At 69.7% G+C, this 22,706-nt stretch carries 21 protein-coding genes; 14 read left to right on the forward strand and 7 right to left on the reverse strand.

The window, feature by feature from the left end:
- Positions 1-9: 9 nt before the first annotated feature.
- The gene (locus ACZ6DL_RS01830; RefSeq protein WP_466048395.1) at positions 10-1,029 is read right to left on the reverse strand and encodes a Gfo/Idh/MocA family protein; all 1,020 of its coding nucleotides are present in this window, start codon (positions 1,027-1,029) and stop codon (positions 10-12) included.
- Between the two features lie 32 nt (positions 1,030-1,061).
- Positions 1,062-2,066 (reverse strand): LacI family DNA-binding transcriptional regulator, encoded by a 1,005-nt coding sequence (locus ACZ6DL_RS01835; protein WP_466048397.1) that lies wholly within the window; start codon positions 2,064-2,066, stop codon positions 1,062-1,064.
- Between the two features lie 248 nt (positions 2,067-2,314).
- Here ACZ6DL_RS01835 and ACZ6DL_RS01840 point away from each other — a divergent pair, with 248 nt between their 5' ends.
- The 9 genes from ACZ6DL_RS01840 to ACZ6DL_RS01880 all read left to right on the forward strand — a co-directional run bounded on the left by ACZ6DL_RS01840 (position 2,315) and on the right by ACZ6DL_RS01880 (position 11,732).
- Positions 2,315-3,211, forward strand: coding sequence for a TIM barrel protein (locus tag ACZ6DL_RS01840; protein ID WP_466048398.1), 897 nt, complete (start codon positions 2,315-2,317; stop codon positions 3,209-3,211).
- Between the two features lie 9 nt (positions 3,212-3,220).
- Complete coding sequence (locus ACZ6DL_RS01845) at positions 3,221-4,222, forward strand: sugar ABC transporter substrate-binding protein (RefSeq protein WP_466048400.1); 1,002 nt, start codon at positions 3,221-3,223, stop codon at positions 4,220-4,222.
- A 10-nt stretch (positions 4,223-4,232) separates the two neighbouring features.
- Complete coding sequence (locus tag ACZ6DL_RS01850) at positions 4,233-5,279, forward strand: ABC transporter permease (protein ID WP_466048401.1); 1,047 nt, start codon at positions 4,233-4,235, stop codon at positions 5,277-5,279.
- The gene (locus tag ACZ6DL_RS01855) at positions 5,276-6,058 is read left to right on the forward strand and encodes an ATP-binding cassette domain-containing protein (RefSeq protein WP_466048403.1); all 783 of its coding nucleotides are present in this window, start codon (positions 5,276-5,278) and stop codon (positions 6,056-6,058) included. Before ACZ6DL_RS01850 ends, ACZ6DL_RS01855 begins: the two co-directional genes overlap by 4 nt.
- Positions 6,055-7,005 (forward strand): 5-dehydro-2-deoxygluconokinase, encoded by a 951-nt coding sequence (gene iolC / locus ACZ6DL_RS01860; RefSeq protein WP_466048404.1) that lies wholly within the window; start codon positions 6,055-6,057, stop codon positions 7,003-7,005. Before ACZ6DL_RS01855 ends, iolC begins: the two co-directional genes overlap by 4 nt.
- A gap of 270 nt (positions 7,006-7,275) precedes the next feature.
- Positions 7,276-8,169, forward strand: coding sequence for a Cgl0159 family (beta/alpha)8-fold protein (locus tag ACZ6DL_RS01865; protein WP_466048406.1), 894 nt, complete (start codon positions 7,276-7,278; stop codon positions 8,167-8,169).
- A 165-nt stretch (positions 8,170-8,334) separates the two neighbouring features.
- Positions 8,335-9,231: a 5-deoxy-glucuronate isomerase gene (gene iolB, locus ACZ6DL_RS01870; RefSeq protein ID WP_466048407.1), complete on the forward strand. Its 897-nt coding sequence runs from the start codon at positions 8,335-8,337 to the stop codon at positions 9,229-9,231.
- Positions 9,222-11,063 carry a 3D-(3,5/4)-trihydroxycyclohexane-1,2-dione acylhydrolase (decyclizing) gene (gene iolD / locus ACZ6DL_RS01875; protein WP_466048409.1) on the forward strand — a complete coding sequence of 614 codons (1,842 nt, stop codon included), beginning with the start codon at positions 9,222-9,224 and terminating at the stop codon, positions 11,061-11,063. The genes iolB and iolD overlap by 10 nt, the downstream gene beginning before the upstream one ends.
- A gap of 465 nt (positions 11,064-11,528) precedes the next feature.
- Positions 11,529-11,732, forward strand: coding sequence for a cold-shock protein (locus tag ACZ6DL_RS01880; RefSeq protein WP_014987157.1), 204 nt, complete (start codon positions 11,529-11,531; stop codon positions 11,730-11,732).
- Positions 11,733-11,801: 69 nt separating this feature from the next.
- On the opposite strand, the gene ACZ6DL_RS01885 is transcribed toward ACZ6DL_RS01880, so the two are convergent.
- Positions 11,802-12,440: a dihydrofolate reductase family protein gene (locus tag ACZ6DL_RS01885; RefSeq protein WP_466048410.1), complete on the reverse strand. Its 639-nt coding sequence runs from the start codon at positions 12,438-12,440 to the stop codon at positions 11,802-11,804.
- A 110-nt stretch (positions 12,441-12,550) separates the two neighbouring features.
- Here ACZ6DL_RS01885 and ACZ6DL_RS01890 point away from each other — a divergent pair, with 110 nt between their 5' ends.
- Positions 12,551-13,075 carry a winged helix-turn-helix transcriptional regulator gene (locus ACZ6DL_RS01890; RefSeq protein ID WP_466048412.1) on the forward strand — a complete coding sequence of 175 codons (525 nt, stop codon included), beginning with the start codon at positions 12,551-12,553 and terminating at the stop codon, positions 13,073-13,075.
- Positions 13,076-13,090: 15 nt separating this feature from the next.
- Here ACZ6DL_RS01890 and ACZ6DL_RS01895 read toward each other — a convergent pair whose 3' ends face one another.
- Together ACZ6DL_RS01895 and ACZ6DL_RS01900 are read right to left on the reverse strand one after the other, a co-directional pair.
- On the reverse strand, positions 13,091-13,897 hold the full coding sequence (locus ACZ6DL_RS01895) for a nucleotidyltransferase domain-containing protein (RefSeq protein ID WP_466048414.1): 807 nt from the start codon (positions 13,895-13,897) through the stop codon (positions 13,091-13,093).
- Positions 13,898-13,950: 53 nt separating this feature from the next.
- A complete protein-coding gene (locus ACZ6DL_RS01900; protein ID WP_466048416.1) occupies positions 13,951-15,141 on the reverse strand; it encodes an MFS transporter in 1,191 nt (396 codons plus the stop codon).
- A 92-nt stretch (positions 15,142-15,233) separates the two neighbouring features.
- Between ACZ6DL_RS01900 and ACZ6DL_RS01905 the strand changes: the two genes are divergently transcribed.
- Together ACZ6DL_RS01905 and ACZ6DL_RS01910 are read left to right on the forward strand one after the other, a co-directional pair.
- Positions 15,234-16,160, forward strand: a complete 927-nt coding sequence (locus ACZ6DL_RS01905) for a LysR family transcriptional regulator (protein ID WP_466048418.1) — start codon at positions 15,234-15,236, stop codon at positions 16,158-16,160.
- Between the two features lie 319 nt (positions 16,161-16,479).
- The gene (locus tag ACZ6DL_RS01910) at positions 16,480-16,713 is read left to right on the forward strand and encodes a hypothetical protein (RefSeq protein ID WP_466048420.1); all 234 of its coding nucleotides are present in this window, start codon (positions 16,480-16,482) and stop codon (positions 16,711-16,713) included.
- Between the two features lie 230 nt (positions 16,714-16,943).
- Here the strand turns inward: ACZ6DL_RS01910 and ACZ6DL_RS01915 are convergent, their stop codons facing one another.
- The gene (locus ACZ6DL_RS01915; protein WP_466048422.1) at positions 16,944-18,653 is read right to left on the reverse strand and encodes an alpha/beta fold hydrolase; all 1,710 of its coding nucleotides are present in this window, start codon (positions 18,651-18,653) and stop codon (positions 16,944-16,946) included.
- Positions 18,654-18,722: 69 nt separating this feature from the next.
- The gene (locus ACZ6DL_RS01920; RefSeq protein WP_466048424.1) at positions 18,723-19,277 is read right to left on the reverse strand and encodes a TetR/AcrR family transcriptional regulator; all 555 of its coding nucleotides are present in this window, start codon (positions 19,275-19,277) and stop codon (positions 18,723-18,725) included.
- A gap of 143 nt (positions 19,278-19,420) precedes the next feature.
- Here ACZ6DL_RS01920 and serA point away from each other — a divergent pair, with 143 nt between their 5' ends.
- Positions 19,421-21,019 carry a phosphoglycerate dehydrogenase gene (gene serA / locus ACZ6DL_RS01925; protein WP_357116385.1) on the forward strand — a complete coding sequence of 533 codons (1,599 nt, stop codon included), beginning with the start codon at positions 19,421-19,423 and terminating at the stop codon, positions 21,017-21,019.
- A 279-nt stretch (positions 21,020-21,298) separates the two neighbouring features.
- Entirely contained in the window at positions 21,299-22,306 is a 1,008-nt protein-coding gene (locus ACZ6DL_RS01930) for a 3-isopropylmalate dehydrogenase (protein ID WP_466048426.1), read from the forward strand.
- Positions 22,307-22,706: the final 400 nt, after the last annotated feature.

Below are 22,706 nucleotides of genomic sequence, written 5' to 3' on the forward strand. Positions count from 1 at the left end.
GGCGACTCCTCAGCGTCGAACCTCGGCTATCTCGACAGCCCGGCCCTCCCGCCGCGACAGCTCGCACGCCTCGGCGACATAGAACGCCTCCAGCGCTTCGTCCGGCGTGCAGGGACTGTCGAGCTCTCCCGTGGCGACCTCGACGAACGCCGCCAGTTCATCGGCATACGCCGCACGGAACCGCTCCATGAATCCCGCGTAGGGCGGATAGGGAGAGGGGCTGTGGTCGGGCTCGACGGAAGTCAGGGGCGCGCGGTCGTCCAGTCCGGCGACCGCGTTCCCTTCAGAGCCCAACGCCTCCAACCGCACGTCGTACCCCGCCCCGTTGTAGCGGGTCAGCGACACGGTCGCGAGGGTTCCATCGTCCAGGCGTAGCAGCACCGCCGCGGTGTCGACGTCGCCCGCTTCGGCGAAGAACGACGCGCCCCGGTTCGCCCCGGTCGCGTAGACGGAGGTGATCTCGCGCCCGGTGACCCACCGGATGATGTCGAAATCATGCACTCCGCAGTCGCGGAAGATGCCGCCGGAGCGGGCGATGTATTCGGCGGGCGGGGGAGCCGGGTCGAGGGTCGTCGCGCGCACGGTGTGCAGCCGGCCGAGGCTGCCGGAGCGGATCGCTTCGCGGGCCGCGCGGTAGCCGGCGTCGAAGCGGCGTTGGAAGCCGATCTGGACGGGGACGCGGGAGTGGCGGGTGCGGTCGATGACGGCGAGGGTGCCGGTGATGTCGGCGGCGACGGGCTTTTCGCAGAAGACGGGGATGCGCGCGTCGACGGCGCGGATGATGAGGTCGGGGTGGGAGGCGGTGGTGGTGGCGATGATCAGGCCGTCGAGGTCGGCGGCGAAGAGGGTATCGAGGTCGGGGGCGAATTCGACGCCGAGGTCGGTGGCGGTGGCGCGGGCGCGGGCGGGGTCGGCGTCGGCGACCAGGACGGTGGCCACGTTCGGGAGTTTGCTCAGGATTTCGGCGTGTGCGGTGCCGATGCGGCCGGTTCCGGCGAGGCCCAGGGTGACGGCTCGGTGGGAGGACATCGGCTCTCCTTCGTAAGGAACCGCGACGAGGCTCAGCGCCCCGGTGCGGTCGTGGTCGAGCGGACGACGAGCGTGGGTTCCAACCGGCGGCGGACCGGTCTCGTGCGGCCGTCGCGAAGTCGTTCGGCGATGGCCTCTATCGCGAGGCTGCCCATTCGAATACGCGGTTGATCGATGGTGGTCAGCGCGACGTGACGCAGGGCGGCCAGCGAGGTGTTGTCGTAGCCGATCACCGAGACGTCCTCCGGCACCCGCAATCCCGCTTCCTCGAGCGCGGACATCGCCCCGACGGCGTTGAAGTCGTTGCCGCACACCAGTGCGGTGGGAAAGGCGTCGCGGGAGAAGAGGTTCAGCAGTTTGCGCACCGCGGCCATGCCCGCGGAATCGGTGTGCTCGCTCGGCACGACCATCGGTTCCAGGCCGTGGCGTCGCATGGCGGCCCGGTAGCCCTTGCGTCGCGGCGCGGAGGTGAACGCGCCGCCGCCGTCGAGGTGGACGATGCGCCGGTGCCCGAGCGAGACCAGATGATCGACGGCGAGGGTGGCGCCCGCCTCGCCGTCGTCGTTGACCGTGTCGATGCCTGCGACGGTGGAGGTTCGCGACACCAGCACCAGCGGAGCCTGTTGCGACGCCGCGCGGATGGCGGCGGCGGGCAGGATGGGAGACAGCAGGATGACCCCTCCCGGCCGGAACGAGAGCAGGCTCTCCAACGCGGTGTGTTCACGTGCGGCGCTGCGCCGGCCGGTATTGAGGATCAGTTCGAGGCCGGACTCCTGCGCGGCGGCGTCCATGCCTTCGACGACGTCGGCGAAGAAGGCGTTGCGCAGGTCGGAGACGAGGACACCGACGATGTTGGAGGTCCGGCTGGCCAGCGAGCGGGCGAGGATGTGCGGTTGGTAGCCGAGGTCTTCGGCCGCGTCCAGCACGGCGCGGCGGCGGTGCTCGCTGACCTTCGGGGAGTCGCGCATGACCAGCGAGACGAGGGCGCGGGAAACGCCCGCGCGCGCGGCGACGTCTTCCATGGTCGGTCGTGCCACGGCGCCTCCGTTCCGCGTTCACCAGCCCTGCCGGGACGGACGATACGCGGTGCGCCAGAAGGGATCAATAGAGCGCTCCAATCTGACTTCGGCGCGCAGGAGTCTTCCATGAGAGACCGAATAATCGCTGGTAGAGCCGCTTTGACCGGCACACCGCAAGCCCTTGACACGATATAACCCGCGTTACATAGTTGGAGCGCTCCAACTCCAGCGGCGTCAACTCGATATCGAAGGTCGGAGAAGTGCCGATGCCCGAATCCCTCCACCCGCTGCGCCTCGCGGCCGCGCCGATCTCCTGGGGAGTCTGTGAGGTCCCCGGCTGGGGTCACGTGCTCGGCGTACGCACCGTTCTGTCGGAGATGGCCGCGCTCGGCCTGTCCGCCACCGAACTCGGGCCGCCCGGCTATCTGCCGCGCGACCCGAGCGAACTGCGACGCCTGCTCGCGGCCTTCGACATCACCGCGGTCGGCGGCTTCCTCGCCGTCGTGTTGCATCGCGACCGGCACGCCGCCCTCGCGCGGGCGGAGGAGACCGCCGCGCTGCTGGCCGCCACGGGCGCGGAAGTGCTCGTGCTCGCCGCCGCGACCGGACTCGGCGGATACGACGAGCGCCCGCCGCTCGACGACGCGCACTGGCGCGCCGTGATCGACACCGCTGCCGAGATCCGCGATATCGCCGCCGCGTACGGCCTGCGCACGGTGCTGCATCCGCATGTCGGCACGCAGGTGGAGAGCGAGGCCGAGGTCGAGCGGTTCCTCGCCGATTCCGATCTCGACATCTGCTTGGACACCGGGCATCTGCTCGTCGGCGGCACCGACCCGGTTCGGCTCGCCCGGCGGCACGCCGAGCGGATCGGGCACGTTCATCTCAAGGACGTCCGAGGCTCGCTGGCCGATCAGGTCCGTGGCGGGAAGCTCGAGTACAGCGAGGCGGTGCGCCGTGGGCTGTACGTCCCGCTGGGCGTGGGGGACGTCGACATCGCGGCACTCGTGCACACCATGCGCGGCGCGGGATATCGGGGCTGGTACGTCCTGGAGCAGGACGCCGCGCTGGGACCGTCCGACTCGGCGGAGAAGCCGAGCGGCGACACCGCGCGCAGTCTCCGGTTCCTCAGCGACATCGCGCTCGCCGCGGCCGGAATCTAGGCGATGCGGATGCTTCTGCGAGCACGACGCGGCGCGACCGCGCGGCACCGAACCCGCCTGCTGCCGTGGATCGCCACCGCGGCTCTCCTGGCGGCATGCAGCGGCCCTGGCGCCGACGCGCCCGCTCCCTCACAGGCGCCGACCGAGGTCGGCACGGTGCGATCGGTAGCGGTGGTGACCCACGGCAGCCCCGGTGACGCGTTCTGGAACGTCGTCAAGAACGGCGCGGAGGCCGCGGGCAAGGATTTGGGAATCCGTGTGGAGTACAACGCCTCCGGTGATCCCGGTCAGCAGGCGAAGCTGATCGACAACGCCGTGGCGCAAGGCGTCGACGGCATCGTCGTGTCCATGGCCGATCCCGAGGCGCTTCGGCGCTCGGTCGAAAAGGCTGTCGCCGCGGGCATTCCGGTGGTGACGATCAATTCGGGGGAGTCGGAGAGCGCGCGGTTCGGCGCGTTCGTCCATGTGGGGCAGAGTGAATCGCTGGCCGGGCAGGCCGCGGGCAGACGGCTCGCGGAGGCCGGGCGCGGGAAGATGCTGTGCGTCATCCATGAGGCGGGCAATATCGGCGCGAACGAGCGTTGCGCCGGCGCGACGAAGGCGTTCGGCACCGCGACCACGCTTCAGGTGGACATCAACAATCCGACCGACGCGCAATCGAGGATCAAGGGCGCGCTGCAGGCCGACCGGTCCATCGACGCGGTCCTGACGCTCAACTCCCAGGTCGCCGCACGCGCTGTCGACGCCGTCCAGGAGGCCGGGTCGCCCGCCACCGTCGCGACCTTCGACCTGAATGCCGATGTGGTGGAGGCGATCAGGGCTGGAAAGCTGCTTTTCGCGGTCGATCAGCAACAGTACGAGCAGGGTTATCTTCCGATCGTGTTGCTGAAGCTGTACCGGACGAACCTGAACACCGTCGGAGGCGGCGCGCCGGTGCAGACCGGACCCGGTTTCGTAGACAAGAACAATGTGGACGCCGTCGCCGCGCTCGTCGCGCAGGGCACGCGCTGAGGTGGATGAAATGACCGTTGCCACACAAGCATCCGACTCGACGCAGGACCGTCCGGGACTCTCGCCGCTGCAACGTCTGGCCGTGCGGCCGGAGATCGGCGCTGCGCTCGGCGCGTTGCTGGTGTTCGTGTTCTTCTCGCTGGTCACCGACCGGTTCCTGAGCCCACTCGGTGTCGCGACCTGGCTCGACGACGCCTCCACGCTTGGCATCATGGCGGTGGCCGTGGCGATACTGATGATCGGCGGCGAGTTCGATCTGTCGGCAGGCGTGATGACGGCCTCCACGGCGCTGGTCACCGCGTTGCTGGCGGTGCACGCCGGATGGAACGTCTGGCTCGCGCTGCTGGCATCGCTGGTCTTCGCGCTGGCCGTCGGCGCGTTCAACGGCTGGGTGGTGATGCGCACCGGCCTGCCGAGTTTCATCGTCACGCTGGGCAGCTTCCTCGCCCTACAAGGGTTGAACCTCGGCGTGACGCGCCTGGTGACCGACACGGTGCAGGTGTCGGGCGTGCGGAGCGCGGGCGGCTACCCATCGGCGGGCTGGGTCTTCGCCTCCACCCTCGACATCGGCGAAGCGCACATCCAGGCTTCGGTGGTCTGGTGGATCGTGCTCACCGCCATCGCCGCGACGCTCCTGGTCCGCACGAGGTTCGGCAACTGGATCTTCGCCGTCGGCGGTGCGCTGCCGAGCGCCCGCGCGGTCGGTGTGCCCGCCGACCGCACCAAGATCCTGCTGTTCATGGGCACCGCGTTCGCGGGCTGGGTGGTGGGTTCCTGCAACATACTGCGGTTCGCCAGCGTGCAGGCCAACCAGGGCATCGGGCTCGAATTGCACTACATCATCGCCGCCGTGGTCGGTGGGTGCCTGCTCACCGGCGGCTTCGGCTCGGCGGTCGGCGCCGCCATCGGTGCGCTGATCTTCGGCATGGCACGCCAGGGCATCGTGTTCGCCCGCTGGGACAGCGACTGGTTCATGCTGTTCCTCGGTGTGCTGCTGCTGGCGGCGGTGCTGGTCAACAATAGATTCCAGAAACGAGCCGAAAGGGTGCGCCGGTGACTTCCCTCATCGAGGCGGTCGACCTCGGCAAGAGCTACGGCGGCGTCGTCGCCCTGCGTGAAGTGTCCACGGTGGTGAACGCCGGCGAGGTGACCTGCGTGCTCGGCGACAACGGCGCGGGCAAATCGACGCTGATCAAGATCCTGGCCGGGGTGCACCGGCACGATCGCGGCGAACTGCGTGTGGAGGGCGAAGCGGTCCGGTTCGCCTCGCCGCGGGCGGCGCTCGATCGCGGCATCGCCACCGTCTACCAGGATCTCGCGGTGGTTGGGCTGATGAGCGTGTGGCGCAACTTCGTGCTCGGGTCCGAGCCCACCTTCGGATACGGTCCCTTCCGGCTGCTGGACCGCAAGAAGGGCTGTGAGATCGCGCGGACGGCGTTGGCCGACATGGGTATCGAGATCCGGGATATGGAACAGCCGGTCGGCACGCTGTCGGGCGGCCAGCGGCAGTGCGTCGCTATCGCGCGGGCCGTGCACTACGGCGCTAAAGTGCTGATCCTCGACGAGCCGACCGCGGCGCTGGGCGTCAAACAGGCCGGGGTGGTGCTGAAGTACGTCGTGCAGGCGCGTGAACGCGGGCTCGGCGTCGTGCTCATCACGCACAACCCGCACCACGCCTATCCGGTGGGCGACCGATTCCTGCTGCTGAAGCGGGGCGCGATGCTCGGCGCGTACGAGAAATCGGAGATCGACCTGCCGGAGCTGACCCGCCAGATGGCAGGCGGGGCGGAACTGGAGGCATTGCAGCACGAATTGCAGCGTGTGGTGACGCCGTGAACAAGCGGGCAGGCGAGCTGGAGGCGTTGACGATCGGTCGTGTCGGGGTGGACCTGTATCCCGAACAGAGCGGCGTCGCCCTGGCGCAGGTGCGCAGTTTCGCCAAGTTCCTCGGCGGCACCGCCACCAATGTCGCCGTGGCCGCCGCCCGGCTCGGCCGTCGTTCCGCGGTGCTGACCAAGGTGGGCCCCGACGGCTTCGGCGACTTCGTGCGCACGGCGCTGGAGGACTTCGGCGTCTCATCCCGCTACGTGACGACCGCGCCGTACCTCCAGACACCCGTCGTCTTCTGCGAGTTGACGCCGCCGTCGGATCCGCCGCTGTTGTTCTACCGTGCGCCGATCGCGCCGGACCTCACCCTCACCCCGGACGAAGTGCCCTGGGATGTCGTGGATGCCGTGCCGCTGCTGTGGGTCACGGGCACCGGAGTGAGCGCGGAACCCGGCCGCAGTACCCAGCGGGAGGTTTTGCTGCGCCGCGCACGACGTGGGCACACGGTGCTGGATCTGGATTACCGGCCGATGTTCTGGCCCGACGTGGACACCGCGCGGGCCGAGATCGGGTGGTTGGTCGACCACGTGAACGTGGTGGTCGGCAACCGTTCGGAGGTCGAGGTGGCGGTGGGCACCGCCGATCCGGACGCGGCGGCCGATCGCCTGCTCGCGCGTGGGGTGCGCCTGGCGGTGATCAAACAGGGCGCCGACGGCGTGTTGGTGGCGACCACCGAGGAGCGCTGGACGGTACCTCCGTGCCGCGTAGAAGTGGTGTGCGGGCTGGGCGCGGGTGACGGTTTCGGCGGCGCGCTGATCCACGGCCTGCTCTCGGACTGGGACCCTCGCCGCGTCGCCACCTTCGCCAACGCAGCGGGCGCGCTGGTGGCTTCGCGTCTCGCCTGCGCCGACGCGATGCCGACACGCGCCGAGATCGAGGAATTGCTGTGCCGCTGAATCGACGCGTGCCTCGAGGAATTGCCGTGCGGCTGGGTCGGCGCAGAGGTCGAGGAGCTGGGATGCCGCAGAACGGGCGTGGCGCTGGAGGAGTTGCCGTGCGGTCGAGCCGGGGCGGCGTTCGATGAACTGTTGTGGCGCAGCTGGGCGGAGAGGAGCAGTGGTTCGGACGCACCGGGTGCGGTCTGGCGGAGTCGCTGCGCTGGACCGGGCACTGAGGGGAAGAACCGTTGTGCGGCCGAGCCGTGAGCGTGGAACGGAGGCCCCTGTGTGCATCTGACCGACGAACGCTGGCGCGAGCTGCTGCACGTACGGGCCACGGACTCCGCCGCGGTCGAGCGGGCCTACGCGAAACGGCTGCGCCGTGCCGACCTGCTGGCGGGTAAGCGAACCTTGTTCCTGGTCGCCGCCGATCACCCCGCTCGCGGCGCGCTCGGTGTCGGCGAGGACCGTACCGCCATGGCGGATCGGCGCGCGTTGCTGGAACGGTTGCTGATCGCGCTGGCCGACCCGGACGTCGACGGTGTGCTCGGCTCGCCGGACGTGGTGGAGGAATTGCTGCTGCTGGACGCCCTGGACGACAAGGTCGTGATCGGGTCGATGAACCGGGGCGGATTGGCGGGCGCGGAGTGGGAGATCGACGACCGCTTCACCGGATACGACGCGGACTCTCTGGCGCGGTTCCGGCTCGACGGCGGCAAGATGCTGCTGCGTTTGGTCGATTCCGACGCGGGCACCGTCCCGACGCTGCAAGCCTGCGCGCGGGCGGTCTCGGAGCTGGCGGCGCACGAGCTGATGGCGATGGTCGAACCGTTGCCGTACCACCGGGACGAATCCGGTGCGCTGGTGATGAGTAAGGACGCCGTCTCGCTGTCGCGGGCGATCACGGTGGCCTCCGGGCTCGGCGTCACCTCGGCCTATACCTGGCTGAAGATCCCCGCACCACAGGACATCTCGGTGCTGGACGCCACCACGCTGCCGGTTCTCGTGCTGGGCGGAGCGCCGTCCGGAGACTCGGCGGTGGATCGCGCGCTGTGGGGCGGGGCGCTCGGCCACGACGTGGTCCGCGGTCTCGTCGTCGGGCGCACCCTGCTCTACCCGCCGGATGGCGATGTCGCCCGGGCGGTCGAGAGCGCCGCCCGCCTGTTGAAGGAAGCCCGATGACGCGCGGCAACCCCGTCGGGTACGTCTGGGCGTCGGCGCCTCTGGAACGCCGCGGTCGCCGCTGCGGCTCTGGTGGGCGCCTTCCGCGCACATGGCGGTCGAATTCGTCTACCGACGGAGCGATCGGATCGAAGGTATCCGGGGAATCTGTATCGAGGAGGTGTGATGACCCTGCATCGTCCCGAAGGAACATTGCGCCATGACGGTGACCCGATCCTGCTGACCCCCGAGGACGCCGGATGGACCTACGCGGGCCTGCGGGTGCTGCGGATCGGCGCGGGCGAATCGCGGATCGTTCGGACGGGCGAGTTCGAGGCGTTCGTCCTGCCGCTGGCCGGTGCGTGCACGGTGCGCGTGGACGGCGCGACATTCACGCTGGCCGGGCGGGATTCGGTCTTCACCCGGGTCACGGATTTCGCCTACGTCCCGCGAGACGCCGTGGTGCGGCTGGCGGCCGAGGGTGTCGACCTGGAGGTGGCGCTTCCGATGGCCCGTTGCACGAAACGGCTGGAGCCGCGATACGGCCCCGCCGAGCAGGTGCCGGTCGAAGTCCGCGGGGCTGGACGCGCGACGCGCCAGGTCACCAACTTCGGGATACCCGGCGTCTGGGAGCACGCGGACAAACTCAACGCCTGCGAGTTGATCACCCCGGACGGCAACTGGTCGTCCTACCCGCCGCACAAGCACGACTCGGCCGGTGCCTGCGAAGTCGTCAACGAGGAGATCTACTACTTCCGCATCGCCGGACGGGACGGGATCACGCCATCGCGCGAGGGATTCGGCCTGCATCGCACCTACACGGCCGACGGCACGGTCGACGAGAACGTGGCGGTCCGTGACGGTGACGTCTTCCTGATCCCGCGCGGCTATCACGGCCCGTGCGTCGCGGCGCCCGGTTACCCCATGTACTACCTCAACGTACTGGCCGGTCCCGCGCCGGAGCGATCGATGGCGTTCTGCGACGACCCCGCCCACAGCTGGGTGCGGGCGCGCTGGGACGCCGAGCCGCTCGATCCGCGCTGCCCGGTCACCTCGCACGAAGGACGGACGGGATGCGACTGACCACGGCGCAGGCGCTGGTGGCCTGGCTGATCGCCCAGCGCTCCGAGACGCTCGACGGCCGCGAGGCGCCATTGTTCCCCGCCGCGTTCGCGATCTTCGGCCACGGCAACGTGCTCGGCCTCGGCACCGCGCTACACGAGCGGCGCGCCGAACTCCCGGTCTGGCGCGGGCACACCGAAGAGGGGATGGCGCTCGCGGCCGTCGGCTACGCGAAGGCCGCCCACCGGCGTCAGGTGGGCGTCGTGACCTCATCGATCGGTCCCGGCGCGCTCAACATGGTGACGGCGGCGGGCGTCGCGCACGCGAATCGGCTGCCGGTGCTGCTGCTGCCCGGCGACACCTTCGCCGGTCGGGCGCCGGACCCGGTCTTGCAACAGGTCGAGCACTTCGGCGACCCGACCGTCACGGTGAACGACGCGTTCCGGCCGGTGAGCAGGTACTTCGACCGAATCACCCGCCCGGAGCAGCTGATCTCGACCCTGCCGCAGGCGGTCGGTGTTCTCACCGATCCGGCCGATGCCGGTCCGGTCGTCCTCGCGCTCCCGCAGGACGTCCAGGCCGAGAGCTACGACTTCCCCGACGCGCTCTTCGAGCCGGTGATGCACCGTCTCGCGCGGCCGCGTCCCGATCGGCGAGCGCTCGCCGACGCCGTGGCCGCACTGCGCGCGGCGCGACGTCCGCTGCTGGTGCTCGGTGGCGGCGTCCGTTATTCGGGCGCGGGGCCCACCGTGCTCGAATTCGCCGAGCGCCACGGCCTCCCGGTCGTGGAGACCACCGCGGGCCGCACCCTCGTGCCGCACGAGCATCCGCTGTTCGCGGGACCGCTCGGCATCACCGGCTCGGCGTCGGCGAACGCGATGGCGGCCGAAGCCGACCTGATCGTCGCGGTCGGAACCCGGTTACAGGACTTCACCACCGCGTCCTGGACGGTCTTCGCGCCGGACGTTCGCCTGGTCACGATCAACGTGGCGCGCTTCGACGCGGTCAAGCACGGCGCCCGCGCGGTGGTCGGTGACGCCGAGGCCACCGTGCGCGAGCTGGCCGCGCAGGTGGGGCAATGGCGAGTCGACCCCGACTGGACCGCGCGAGCCGCCGAACTGCGCTGCTCTTGGGACGCGCGCATCGACGAATTGCGCGCACCGACCCCGGGCGCGCCGAGCTATGCGCAGGTGGTGGGCGCGGTGAACGACCTGAGCGAGCCGAGCGATTACGTGATGACGGCCTCCGGCGGCTTGCCCGGTGAACTCGTCGGCGGCTGGCGGGCGACCGGCGGCGCACCGACGATGGACGTGGAGTACGGCTTCTCCTGCATGGGCTACGAGCTCGCGGGCGCGTGGGGCGCGGCCATGGCGCGGGACGAAGGCGTGGTGACGACCCTGCTCGGCGACGGCTCGTATCTGATGCTGAACTCGGAACTGTTCTCCGCGGCGTTCGCCGGGCATCCGTTCGTCGCCGTGGTCTGCGACAACGACGGGTACGCCGTGATCGCCCGGCTGCAAGAGGGGCAAGGCGGCGAGCCGTTCAACAATTTCTACGCCGACTGCCGCACCGCGCACGAACATCCGCCCCGTGTCGATTTCGCCGCCCACGCCGCCGCGCTGGGATGTTCGGTTTTCGCTGCCTCCGGCCTGGACGAATTCCGTGCCGCCTACCCGCGGGTGCGGGCGGCGGCGAGGGCCGAGCGCCGGCCGGCGGTGCTCGTCGTGCGGACGCAGCCGTCGGCGTGGACCGACGCGGGCGCCTGGTGGGAGGTCGGAGTGCCGGAGCATCTGCCCGGCCGCGCCGCATACGAGGAGGCGAAACCGCGCCAGGTGCGCTACCTCCGGCCGTGAACAGAACTTAAAGAACGGTGTGGCCGGTGCGCCCCGGACGTAGGCTGACTTGTCGTAGTCTGCGTCCGGTACACTGAAATCAGTTGTGGCACAACACAATTGGTAGCCAATGTGCATCGGTGCCGAGCCGCGTCGAAGAAGGAGTCCCATGATGCCGGGCGCGGTGGCTCCTCCGCGTGGGGTGTGCTCGACCGGGCGCGACGGCGGACGTTATTCGAGGCGAAGTGCGGGTATCCGCCTGATGGGCCCGGCGAAATCGCACGGACCGGGACCCGACCGAACATGGGAGGTGACAGACCCAGCCCCCTGGGCGAGCGTCGCGCACGACGGAGCCGAGCGTCGTCGTGAGCGTTAGCTCACAGTTGGTGGTGCGGAACGTGAGTAATTCATCGGATCATGGCATCGTTGATCTACGAGGCCAGGGAATCTCATAACACCTCCTGGCTCGTCTACAGAAAGTATGAAATGGCTCAAGGCATTGTGAAGTGGTTCAACAGCGAGAAGGGCTTCGGCTTCATCGCACAGGACGGCGGGGGGCCCGACGTCTTCGTGCATTACTCGGCTGTGAGCGGCTCGGGTTTCCGGTCCCTCGATGAGGGGCAGCGCGTGGAGTTCGAGATCGGCCAGGGACAGAAGGGTCCGCAGGCCCAGGACGTCCGCGTTCTCTGATCGCGACTTTAGCTTCGAAAGGCCCCGCACCGGGATGGGTGCGGGGCCTTTCCCCTGTTCAGGACGTTTTCACGCTGCGGAGCGGGTGAAGGTCACGTGGGTGACGGCGGGGGAGTGCGCCACCGTCGCGACTTCGTACCCCGGCAGCCCGGCGAGCCCGTCGTAGAGGCGCTCGCCCGACCCGAGCAGGATCGGAACGACGGCCAGGTGTAGCTCGTCGACCAGACCCGCGCGCAAGTACTCGCGTACCGTGGCAGCGCCGCCGCCCAGGCGCACGTCCAGCCCGTTCGCCGCTTCGAACGCCCGGCCCAGCACGGCTTCGGGCGTGTCGTCCACGAAGTGGAACGTCGTGCCGCCGTCCATGGAGAACGACGGGCGCGGGTGGTGGGTCAGCACGAAGACCTCGTGGTGGTACGGCGGATTGTCGCCCCACCAGCCCTTCCATTCGTGGTCCCGCCATTCGCCGCGGATCGGGCCGAACATATTGCGGCCCATGATGGTCGCGCCGATGCCGCGATCGCCGGCGGCCAGGTAGTCGTCGTCGACGCCCGGTTCGATGGTCGCCTCCGGGTTGGCGTGAGGCGTCGCGAAGACCCACTCGTGCAGGCGCATGCCGCCTTCGCCCAGCGGGTGGTCCGGCCCCTGGTTCGGGCCGGCGACGTAGCCGTCCAGTGAGATCGCGAGGTTGTGTACGCGCAGCTTCGGCATCGGTTCGCTCATTCCACTAAGTGATTGCAATTCGCAACTGGTTGTGTGCAGCGTACGACTTACCGGTTGTATATTGCAAGCAGTAGTTGTCGGACCGAGAGGAGTGCCGGGTGCGCGAGGACGGACGTTCGGGGTGTCCGATCAACGCGACGATCGAGGTGATCGGCGATCGGTGGACGCTGCTCGTGCTGCGCGACGTGATGTTCGGCGACCGGCGGCACTTCCGCGAGTTGCTGGCCGGCTCGGAGGAGGGCATCGCCTCCAACATCCTGTCCGATCGGCTCAAGCGCCTGGTGGCGGCGGGACTGCTCAGCCGCGCGGACACCCGGCCCGGTCAGAAAGCCGAATACCGGCTCACCGAACCGGCCATCCAATTGGTGCCGATCATGGCGCAGCTCGGCGCGTGGGGATTGCGGCACCGCCCGACCACCCGGACTCTTCGGGTGCGGGCCGAATTGCTCGAGGCGGGCGGTCCGCGGCTGTGGGCGGACTTCATGGACGAGCTACGGGAGAGTCACCTCGGCATCCCGCGCCCGGACCCGGATCGTCCGACCGCGACGCGACGACTCGCCCAGGCCTACGCCGACGCGGTCGCCGAGTCGAACGGAGCCGACGAGCGGAAAGCGGCCTCGTAGACCTCTTCGGGCCGCTCAGCCCGCCAGCGCCTCGGAGCGGAAGAACTCCGCGGTGATCGCGCGGGCCCGCGTGTGGTCGCGGGCCCCGGACCTGCGGAACACTTCGGCGGCGCAGGCGAATTCGGCGGCGATGAACCCGCTGATCGGCGCGGGCACCGTCCTGCTGCCCATCTCCCTGGTCCGCGACTTCAGGTCGGTCAGCTCGGTCACCGCCGCCGTCAGCTCGGCAGGCAGCTCGCACTGCCGCAACAGCGTCGGCAGATGCATCGGCGCCACCGCCGCCGCGGGATGCTCGCGCAGCCACCGCAGCGCCATCGCAGGCCGCAGCGCGTAGAACACCTTCTTCAACGATCCGGTGCGCTCATACAGTGCCCACTGCTTGGCGCCCAGGTGCAGATAGTGCCGCGCGACCTTGTCCCGGTCGGCGACCTCGTCGGCCACCGCGCGCAATCGGGCGCGGAAATCCTCGTCGCCGCGATAGACGATCGGCGACATCAGCCACTCGATGAGCACCGCGTTGCCCTGCACCAGCAGCCGCAGCGCCTTGGCCAGATCCCAGCCGTTCACGTCGAGCAAGTCCGTCAGCGGCGTCTCGACCACGTCGCGGGTGCGCCACGGGGACAGGTAGGTCTCCAGTGTCGCGACATAGACGAACCGGCAGTCGTAGTCCGAATCCGGAGACGGGAATCCCCAAGCGCGACTGCCGCTCTCGATCGCCAACCGGATCGACACCCGGTGCTCCCGCTCGACCCGGTCCAGCTCACGATCGATGGACCCGACCACCGCCGGGTCCATCGAAGCCGGAATCGCGCGCAACGACATGAACGTGATGGTAGGTGCCGAAAAGGGTTGTCGCAGCTGCTTTTCGCCGCCGATCACAGGCGAGGCGCGACGGTCCCCAACGAAGCGACGAGCACGGCGACGACGGCCAGCGCGCCACCCAGCCACAGGGCGGCGGCGAGGCCGATCCCGTCCGCGGCCAGGCCTCCGATCAGCGACCCCAGTGCGATGGCGCCATTGAAAACTCCGGCGAACAGAGCGGACGCACCTTCCCTGTGCTGGGGAGACGCGGCGAAGACCCAGCTCTGTCTGCTCACCGAGACGCCACCGTAGGACAGCCCCCACACGATCATCAGCGCGACGGCCTGCGGCGGCGAGGCGCCCAGCACGGGCAAGGCGATCGCCGCCCCGGCCAGGATCGATCCGATCACGATCAGCGTCTTCCGCGGTGTGCGCGCCGCCGCCGCTCCCGCCGCGAAATTGCCTCCGACTCCGGCGATCCCGTAGACCAGCAGCAGCGTGCCGATCGTCCGCGCGCCGACGCCGGTCACCTCCTCGAGCACCGGCCGCACGTAGGTGTAGGCGGCGAAGTGGCCGGTGACCAGGAACGCGACCACGAGCAGGGCGACGCGCAAGCCCGGCTGCCGGGTCAGCCGCAACACGCCACCCAGCGCCATGGCCTCGATCGCGGGTAACGGCGGGAGCAAGGCCGCCATGGCCACGAGCACCAGCAGCGCCACAGCGGCGGAGGCCACAAACGTGATCCGCCACCCGGCCAGCGCGCCCAGGAACGTTCCCGCGGGGATGCCGAGCACCGAGGCGACCGCGACGCCGGAGAAGACCAGCGACGTCGCGGCGGTGACCGATCGCGCGGGCACCAGCCGCGCCGCCAGGCTCGCCGCGATCGCCCACACACCCCCCATGCCGACGCCGACCAGCACCCGCGCCCCGATCAGCACACCGAACGTGGGTGCCGCCGCCGCACCGAGATTGCCCAGCGCGAGCACCGCCATCAACCCGCACAGCACCAGCTTGCGCTCGAGCCGGCCCAGCGCCGCGGTGACCACGGGCGCCGACACCGCGGCGACCAGGCCGGTCACCGTCAACGCGAGACCGGCGCGGCCCTCGCTCACCCGCAGCGCCGAGCCGATCGGAGTGAGCAGACCGACCGGCAGCATCTCGGAGGTGACCACCGTGAACGTGCCCGCTGTCACCCCGCCGACGCCCAGCCAGCCGCGCAGTACCGAAACCGGCCGCGACGCAACGATTTCCCGAACCTCTGTCATGTCCTCCAGCCAAGGGTTCGCGGCCGGAGGAAACAACGGCGAAGGTCTCATAGTTCTATGAGCGGGACTCATCGACCGTGGAAGGGAGTCCGATGGGCGGGTTGGAGATCCGTGAACTGGAGGCGTTTCTCGCGCTCGCCGAGGAGCTGCATTTCGGGCGGGCCGGTGCGCGGCTGTATGTGTCGCAGAGCCGGGTGAGCCAGCTGCTGCGTGCGCTGGAGCGGCGCGTCGGCGGGGCGCTGGTGGAACGGACCAGCCGCACCGTCCGGTTGACCCCGCTCGGAGCGGACTTTCTCGCCGAGTTGCGGCCTGCCTATGCCGCGTTACGCGCGACAGTCGACGCCGCTCGCGCGGCCGCCCGGGGTATGGACGGGATCCTGCGCATCGGGTTCCAGGGCGCGGGCAACGATCACCTGATGGCCGCGGTCGAGTTCTTTCAGCGGCGGCACCCGGACTGCTCGGTCGAGTTGACCGAGATACCGCTCGCCGATCCGTTCGGCGCGGTGCGACGCTCCGAGGTCGACGCCGCGGTGGTGCTGCTCCCGATGGGTGAGCGTGATCTGGTGCTCGGATCGGTGTTCGCGGGGCAGCCGCAGACGCTCGCGGTGTCCAGTTCCCACCCGTTCGCGGGACGCGCCGAACTGTCGGTCGAGGACATCGCCGAGGTCCCCTTGGTGGGAGTGCGCGACCCCGCGCCGGAGTACTGGCGCAGGGCGCAGACGCTGGATGTGACGCCGGAGGGCCGGACGGTGCGCCCCGGCCCGGAGGTCGGCACGTTGGAGGAGGGCCTCGCCGCGGTGGCGGCCGGGCGCGGCGCGATGCTGCTGTGCCATCCGACCGCGGAATCGCACCGCAGGCGGCCGGTGACCTTCGTGCCGGTGACCGGGATCCCCGAGTCCCGGCTGGGGTTGGTGTGGCACCGCTACCGGGAGACCCCGGGAGTGCGTGCGTTCTCCCGCGCCGTGGCCGCCACAAAGGGGACCGAGGGTGTGCCGTTGGTCACCGTGGACGCTTCCTGACCGACCCCGCGATCGGGATCGCGTCGGTCAACGAATCCCCGTGCCGACGTGGCGCGGCTGATTTTCGGAGCCGCCGAACAGGGATACGGAGAGTTATTCGGAAGCTCTATCGGTCAGCTCGAAAGGCGTGCCGGATAGTTGTTCGTGCACCCCCTATTGCTGGGGTGGCGAAAACTCGTTTCGACTTTGTTTCGAGTTTCGTCTACGCGTCCGTTAGCGAGGGAAATTAGCGGGCAAGATTAAGCTCCCAACCTGGACGTATGACTAGAACAGCAGCTCAAGGCTGGTATCTGGTGTGTCGTAGACCACTATCATACGTATGTGTGGTCTGCATCTCCATATTATCGAAATTTGTAACCGCCACCGAGTCGCCGCCGATGTCTCCCGTGTCAGCCAGTTCGACTGGATAATGTTTCGAGGAAGAGGTATTTCCATGATCCCCGTTATCATCGACACCGGCAGCGCTGCTCTGAACGGTCTTTTCGACACGCTCGGCGCCGCACTGCACGGCCTCGTCGACACCCTGTGGACGGGTTCCTTCGGCGGCCGCTGACCGACGTGACGGTCGAGCAGATCGACCGGGTTCCACGCCGACCCGAGGCGTGACCGAGCGGGCCCCCGCACCGAATGGTGTGGGGGCCCGCCGCTGTGTGGGACCGCTCGCGCGGCGGAACGACTGCCCGGCCCCCGATAACGCAGGCGACCTCGGGCATGCCATCGCGTCGGCGACGCCGTTGCAGTCCGGCCCTCGGTAGCGCAGACGACCTCCGGTGCGGGCCCTGATCAGTGCAGCGTCCCGACGGCGCGGACTCGGTCGATCTCGGCCGCGAGCCGCTCGGGATGGGTCAACTGCGGGTAGTGGCCGGTGTCCGGTATCGCGATCGAGTCGCGTTCGGTCGCGACCGTCAGCGGATCGGCCGAACCGGTGACGATCCGCACCGGCGCCTCGATCCGCGTGAGCAGGGCGCGCAACTCCTCGCGCCGCGCGGGGGCGCTCGCGCGGCGCAGCGCGGCGACGGTGCGGGCGGCGACGCCCGGCCTGCGCAGGTTCGCCGCGGCGCTCGCGAGCGCCGCGCTCTCCGGCACGCCGAGCCGATCGGCGAGGGAACCGGCCGACATCCGGCGCATCGCCACCGCGGCCAATGGTGAGCGCAGCAGCGGGCCGGACCGCGGTTGCAGGAACGCGGGAGCCACCAGCGCCACCCCGGAGACCCGCTCGGGATGCCGCGCCGCGTACCGCAGTACCGGACCGCAGCCGAGCGAATGGCCGACCAGCACGGGACGACTACGGACGGAGGCGAGCAATTTCGGCAACACCGCATCGGTATCGCCGGGCGCCGAGCGCCCCAAGCCCGGCAGGTCGACGACCAGACTCGGCCCGTCCAACTCGGCGCGCACCTCGTTCCACGACTCACCATCGAGCGGAAGGCCGTGCACCAGAACATAGTCCGGACGGCTCCGTTCGCCACTCACCCAGACGCCGTCGACGAATCCGGCGGTCGGATCGTCGGCCACCGCGCCGAACCGGCTGGCCACCAGATGGTCGGCCCACGTCAGCAAGGTCGCCTCGGTCGGAGGCATGGTGAGCCCGGCACGGCGGGCCACGTCCTGCGCCGCCGACGTGTCGTAGCGGTCCTCGGCGATGAACGTCATCGTTTCCGGATCGGCGCCGGTCAGCGCGCGTGGAAGTTTTGCGATGAGGCCGACCGGAATGGACAAGCGCGGCGCGCGGACGCCGAGGTGCCCGGCCAGCAGCCGAATCAGCTTCGGCAGCTCGGGTGTTCGATCATCCAGAACCGTGTAGGAGCGGCCCGCGGTATCCGGCAGGGCGGGCAGGCTGATCAAGAAATCGGTGAAGTAGTCCAGGTCGACGATCGGCACGAAGGTCGCGGGGCCGCCGGGGACGGCAGGGAGCCGCCCGTTCCACAGGTCCTCGACGACGCTCGACAGCCCGACGTACTGACCGGGTCCGATCACGCTGCTCGGATTCGCGATGGTCAGCGCGACGCCGAGCTCCGCCGCCCGGCTGCGCAGCAGCGGGTCCGATTCGAACTTCGAAGCGCCGTAGGCGCCCCGCTCGTAATACTGCTCCTCGGATTCCTCGATGGTGATCCGATATCCGGTGATGTGCACGACGCGTCGAAGCTCGGGCAGCGCGGCGGCCCACTCCAGCACCCGCAGCGCACCGGTGACATTGACCGCGTACGCGTCCTCACGAGCGAGTCCGAAGGCGAAGCGGGCGGCGCAGTTGTACACGTCGCGAATGCCGGAGGGGTCGAATGCCGCGGGCAGGCCGAGGCCGGGGGAGGTGACATCGCACGCGACGATCTCCAGCCCGCTCGCGTCGACGCCTCGGCGGTGCAACCACCCGGTGAGCCGCTCCTCGCTGCCCGGCCGCAAGGCGGCGGTGACGGAATGCCCCTGCTCGAGTAAACGGGCGACCGCGTTGCGGCCGAGGAACCCGGCGGCTCCGAACACGATGCTGTCGGACATGATTTCTCCTTACTAGACCGGTCTACATATTTTGTCGACACGTGGAAAGGCTCAGCGAGACATCCGCCGTCAGATCAGAGTGCGCAGCGTGCGTTCCACCCGTTCCAGGGGTTCACGACTGCGTTGGGCGCGGGCCAGCAACAGCGCGCCCTCGACCATCGCCAGCACCGTGGCGGCCAAATCGTCGGCGTCCGCGCGGCCGTCGGCGCGCAGCCGCAACCGCAGCGCCTGTTCCCATGCGGTGTACGCGGCTGCGCACGCGGTTTGGATCGGGTCGTTCCCGGCCGCGACGTCCAAGGCCACCGTGGCGACCGGGCAGCCCTGTTGCCAGCCGGACGCTTCCAGCCGGTCGCCGAACGCGCGCAGCAGCCTGCTCGCGGCCGCGCCGGCGTCGCCGGGCTCGATCGTGTCGATCAACGCCGTGATCTCCTTGCCCGCCTGGGCGATCGCGGCCGCGACCAGTTCGTCCTTGCCGCCGGGGAAGTGGAAGTACAACGATCCACGCGGTGCGCCGCTGGCCGCCAAGATCTGGTTGAGCCCCGCACCGTAATAGCCGTGCCGCTCCACCAGCGTGCGGGCCGCGTCGACGAGTTTGCTGCGGGTTTCGGTGCCTTTGACGCCCATGCGTCGACTGTAGACCGGTCTTCATATTTTTACCAGGCGGGTGACTGAGGACGCCCGCCTACCAGGTGGTAGCGGGGATGGAAATCGCGCGCACTAAGCTGTTCGGCGGTAATTGCCGACCCCATTCCCCAGGAGTACTCCACGTGAGCCAAGCAGGCCGTCCTGTAGTTCTGATCGCCGACAAGCTCGCCCAGTCGACCGTCGACGCGCTCGGTGACGGTGTCGAGGTCCGGTGGGTCGACGGACCCGACCGCCCGGCCCTGCTGGCCGCGGTGCCCGAGGCCGACGCGCTGCTCGTGCGCTCGGCGACCACGGTCGACGCCGAGGTCCTGGAAGCCGGGAAGAACCTGAAGATCGTCGCCCGCGCGGGCGTCGGCCTGGACAACGTCGACGTGCCCGCCGCCACCGAGCGCGGTGTCATGGTCGTGAACGCGCCCACCTCGAACATCCACACCGCCGCCGAGCACGCGGTCACCCTGCTGCTGGCCGCCGCCCGCCAGGTTCCCGCCGCCGACGCCACCCTGCGCGAGCGCACCTGGCAGCGCAGCAAGTTCAACGGTGTCGAGATCTTCGACAAGACCGTCGGCGTCATCGGTCTGGGCCGCATCGGCCAGCTGTTCGCCGCGCGCCTGGCCGCCTTCGAGACCAAGATCGTCGCCTACGACCCGTACGTGTCGCCCGCGCGCGCCGCGCAGCTCGGCATCGAGCTGCTGACCCTCGACGAGCTGCTCGAGCGCGCCGACCTGATCTCGATCCACCTGCCGAAGACCCCGGAGACCAAGGGTCTCATCGGCAAGGAGGCCATCGCCAAGACCAAGCCGGGCGTGATCATCGTCAACGCCGCCCGCGGTGGCCTGGTCGACGAGGCCGCGCTGGCCGAGGCGATCAAGTCCGGCCACGTGCGCGCCGCCGGCCTGGACGTGTTCGAGACCGAGCCGTGCACCGACAGCCCGCTGTTCGATCTGCCGCAGGTCGTGGTGACCCCGCACCTGGGCGCCTCCACCTCCGAGGCCCAGGACCGCGCGGGCACCGACGTGGCCAAGTCGGTGCTGCTGGCGCTGGCGGGTGAGTTCGTGCCCGGCGCGGTGAACGTCACCGGCGGCACCGTCGGCGAAGAGGTCGCCCCCTGGCTGGACATCGTCCGCAAGCAGGGCGCCCTGCTCGGCGCGCTGTCCAACGAACTGCCGGTCAGCGTGGAGATCCAGGTGCGCGGCGAGCTGGCCGCCCAGGAGGTCGGCGTGCTGGAGCTGTCCGCGCTGCGCGGCATCTTCTCCGCGCTGGTCGAAGACCAGGTCACCTTCGTCAACGCGCCCGCGCTGGCCAAGGACCGCGGGATCACCGCCGAGGTCACCACGGCCTCGGAGAGCCCGAGCCACCGCAGCGTCGTCGACCTGCGCGCCGTGTTCGGCGACGGCAGCACCCTGAACGTGGCGGGCACGCTGACCGAGCCGCAGCTGGTGGAGAAGATCGTCAACATCAACGGCCGCAACTACGACATGCGCGCCGAGGGCCTCAACCTGGCCATCCTGAACTACGAGGACCGGCCGGGCGCGCTGGGCCGGATCGGCACCAAGCTCGGCGAGGCCGAGGTCGACATCCTGGCCGCGCAGCTGACCCAGGACGTCGACAAGGAAGGCGCCACCGTCGTGCTGCGTGTGGCCCGCGAGGTGCCCGCCGACGTGCAGGCCGCGATCGCCGAGTCCGTCGGCGCGGCCAAGGTCGTCCAGGTCGACCTGTCCTGATCCCACCGGGGCGCGATGCCCCGGCCGAAGCGGAATCGGCGCCGCGCGCGAAGCACTCGTGCGCGGCGCCGGTCGCTCGGCCGGCGCGCCATCGGCACGCGGATCGGGGCGAGTTCGCGGTGCACCGCGTCCTCGCGCCCGGTGCTCGGCGATCCGGTCGTGCCGAGTACCGTGACGGTGCTGCGGTCACCCGGCCGGAATGTCGTGCGCACCCGACGGTCGCCTCTGGGCCGCATGATGCGGCGGCCGCGACCGGCAATATCGAACGGAGCATTTGTCATGAAGCTTGCTGTCATCCCGGGTGACGGGATCGGGCCCGAGGTCATCGCCGAGGCGCTCAAGGTGCTCGACGTGGTCGTGCCCGGCGTCGAGAAGACCGAGTACGACCTCGGTGCGCGCCGCTACCACGCGACCGGCGAGATCCTGCCGGACTCGGTGCTGCCCGAACTGAAGCAGCACGACGCCATCCTGCTCGGCGCGATCGGCGACCCGTCGGTGCCCAGCGGCGTGCTCGAACGCGGTCTGCTGCTGCGCACCCGGTTCGCGCTGGACCACCACGTGAACCTGCGGCCGTCCAAGCTGTTCCCCGGCGTGACCAGCCCGCTGGCGGGCAACCCCGACATCGACTTCGTGGTCGTGCGCGAGGGCACCGAGGGGCCCTACACCGGCACCGGCGGCGCGATCCGCGTGGACACCCCGCACGAGGTGGCGACCGAGGTCAGCACCAACACCCGCTTCGGCATCGAGCGCGTGGTGCGCTACGCCTTCGCCAAGGCGCAGGCCCGGCGCAAGCACCTGACGCTGGTGCACAAGAACAACGTGCTCACCTTCGCGGGCTCGCTCTGGCAGCGCACCGTGGACGAGGTCGCGGCCGAATTCCCCGAGGTGACAACGGCTTACCAGCACATCGACGCCGCCACCATCCACATGGTCAACGACCCGAGCCGGTTCGATGTGATCGTCACCGACAACCTCTTCGGCGACATCATCACCGACCTCGCCGCGGCCGTGAGCGGCGGCATCGGGCTGGCCGCCAGCGGCAACATCGACGCGTCCGGGACGAACCCCAGCATGTTCGAGCCGGTGCACGGCAGCGCCCCCGACATCGCGGGCCAGTCCAAGGCCGACCCCACCGCCGCGATCCTCTCGGTCTCCCTGCTGCTCAACCACCTGGGCGACACCGAGGCGGCCACGCGCATCGAGTCGGCGGTCGCCAAGGACCTCGAGTCGCGCTCGGGAGCCGCGTCGACCGTGGAAATCGGCGACCGGATCGCCGCCACCCTCTGACCGTTCCTCAGAAGGTCCCGTTCCCCATCGGAACGGGGCCTTCCTGCATTCGGCCTCTGTACGCACCCGCGCCTCGACCGCCGTCTCGGACATCAGCGTCGCCAGTGTGAGACCGATCGCCGCACGAAGCGGCCCCCGGTCGGGCCACGACATCGCGGGAGTCCGCCTGCTACGTCCTCCGGCGCGGCTCGGCCTTGTCTGCTGTTCGACTTCGGCCGCGCGACGGAGCTCCTGGTAGATCAATGGCGCCGACGTCGAGACCGGAATATGACCGCACTACCGGGAACTTGGGGACTGCTCGTCCGCCCTTGCGGTTCGCCTACTGCTGTGTCGTCGAGTTCCGGCGGATCGGTGGGCCGAGGCCGACGCGCGGTGCGGGCCCTCGACAGGAGAATCCGGC

Source organism: Nocardia sp. NPDC041819 (assembly GCF_055590505.1).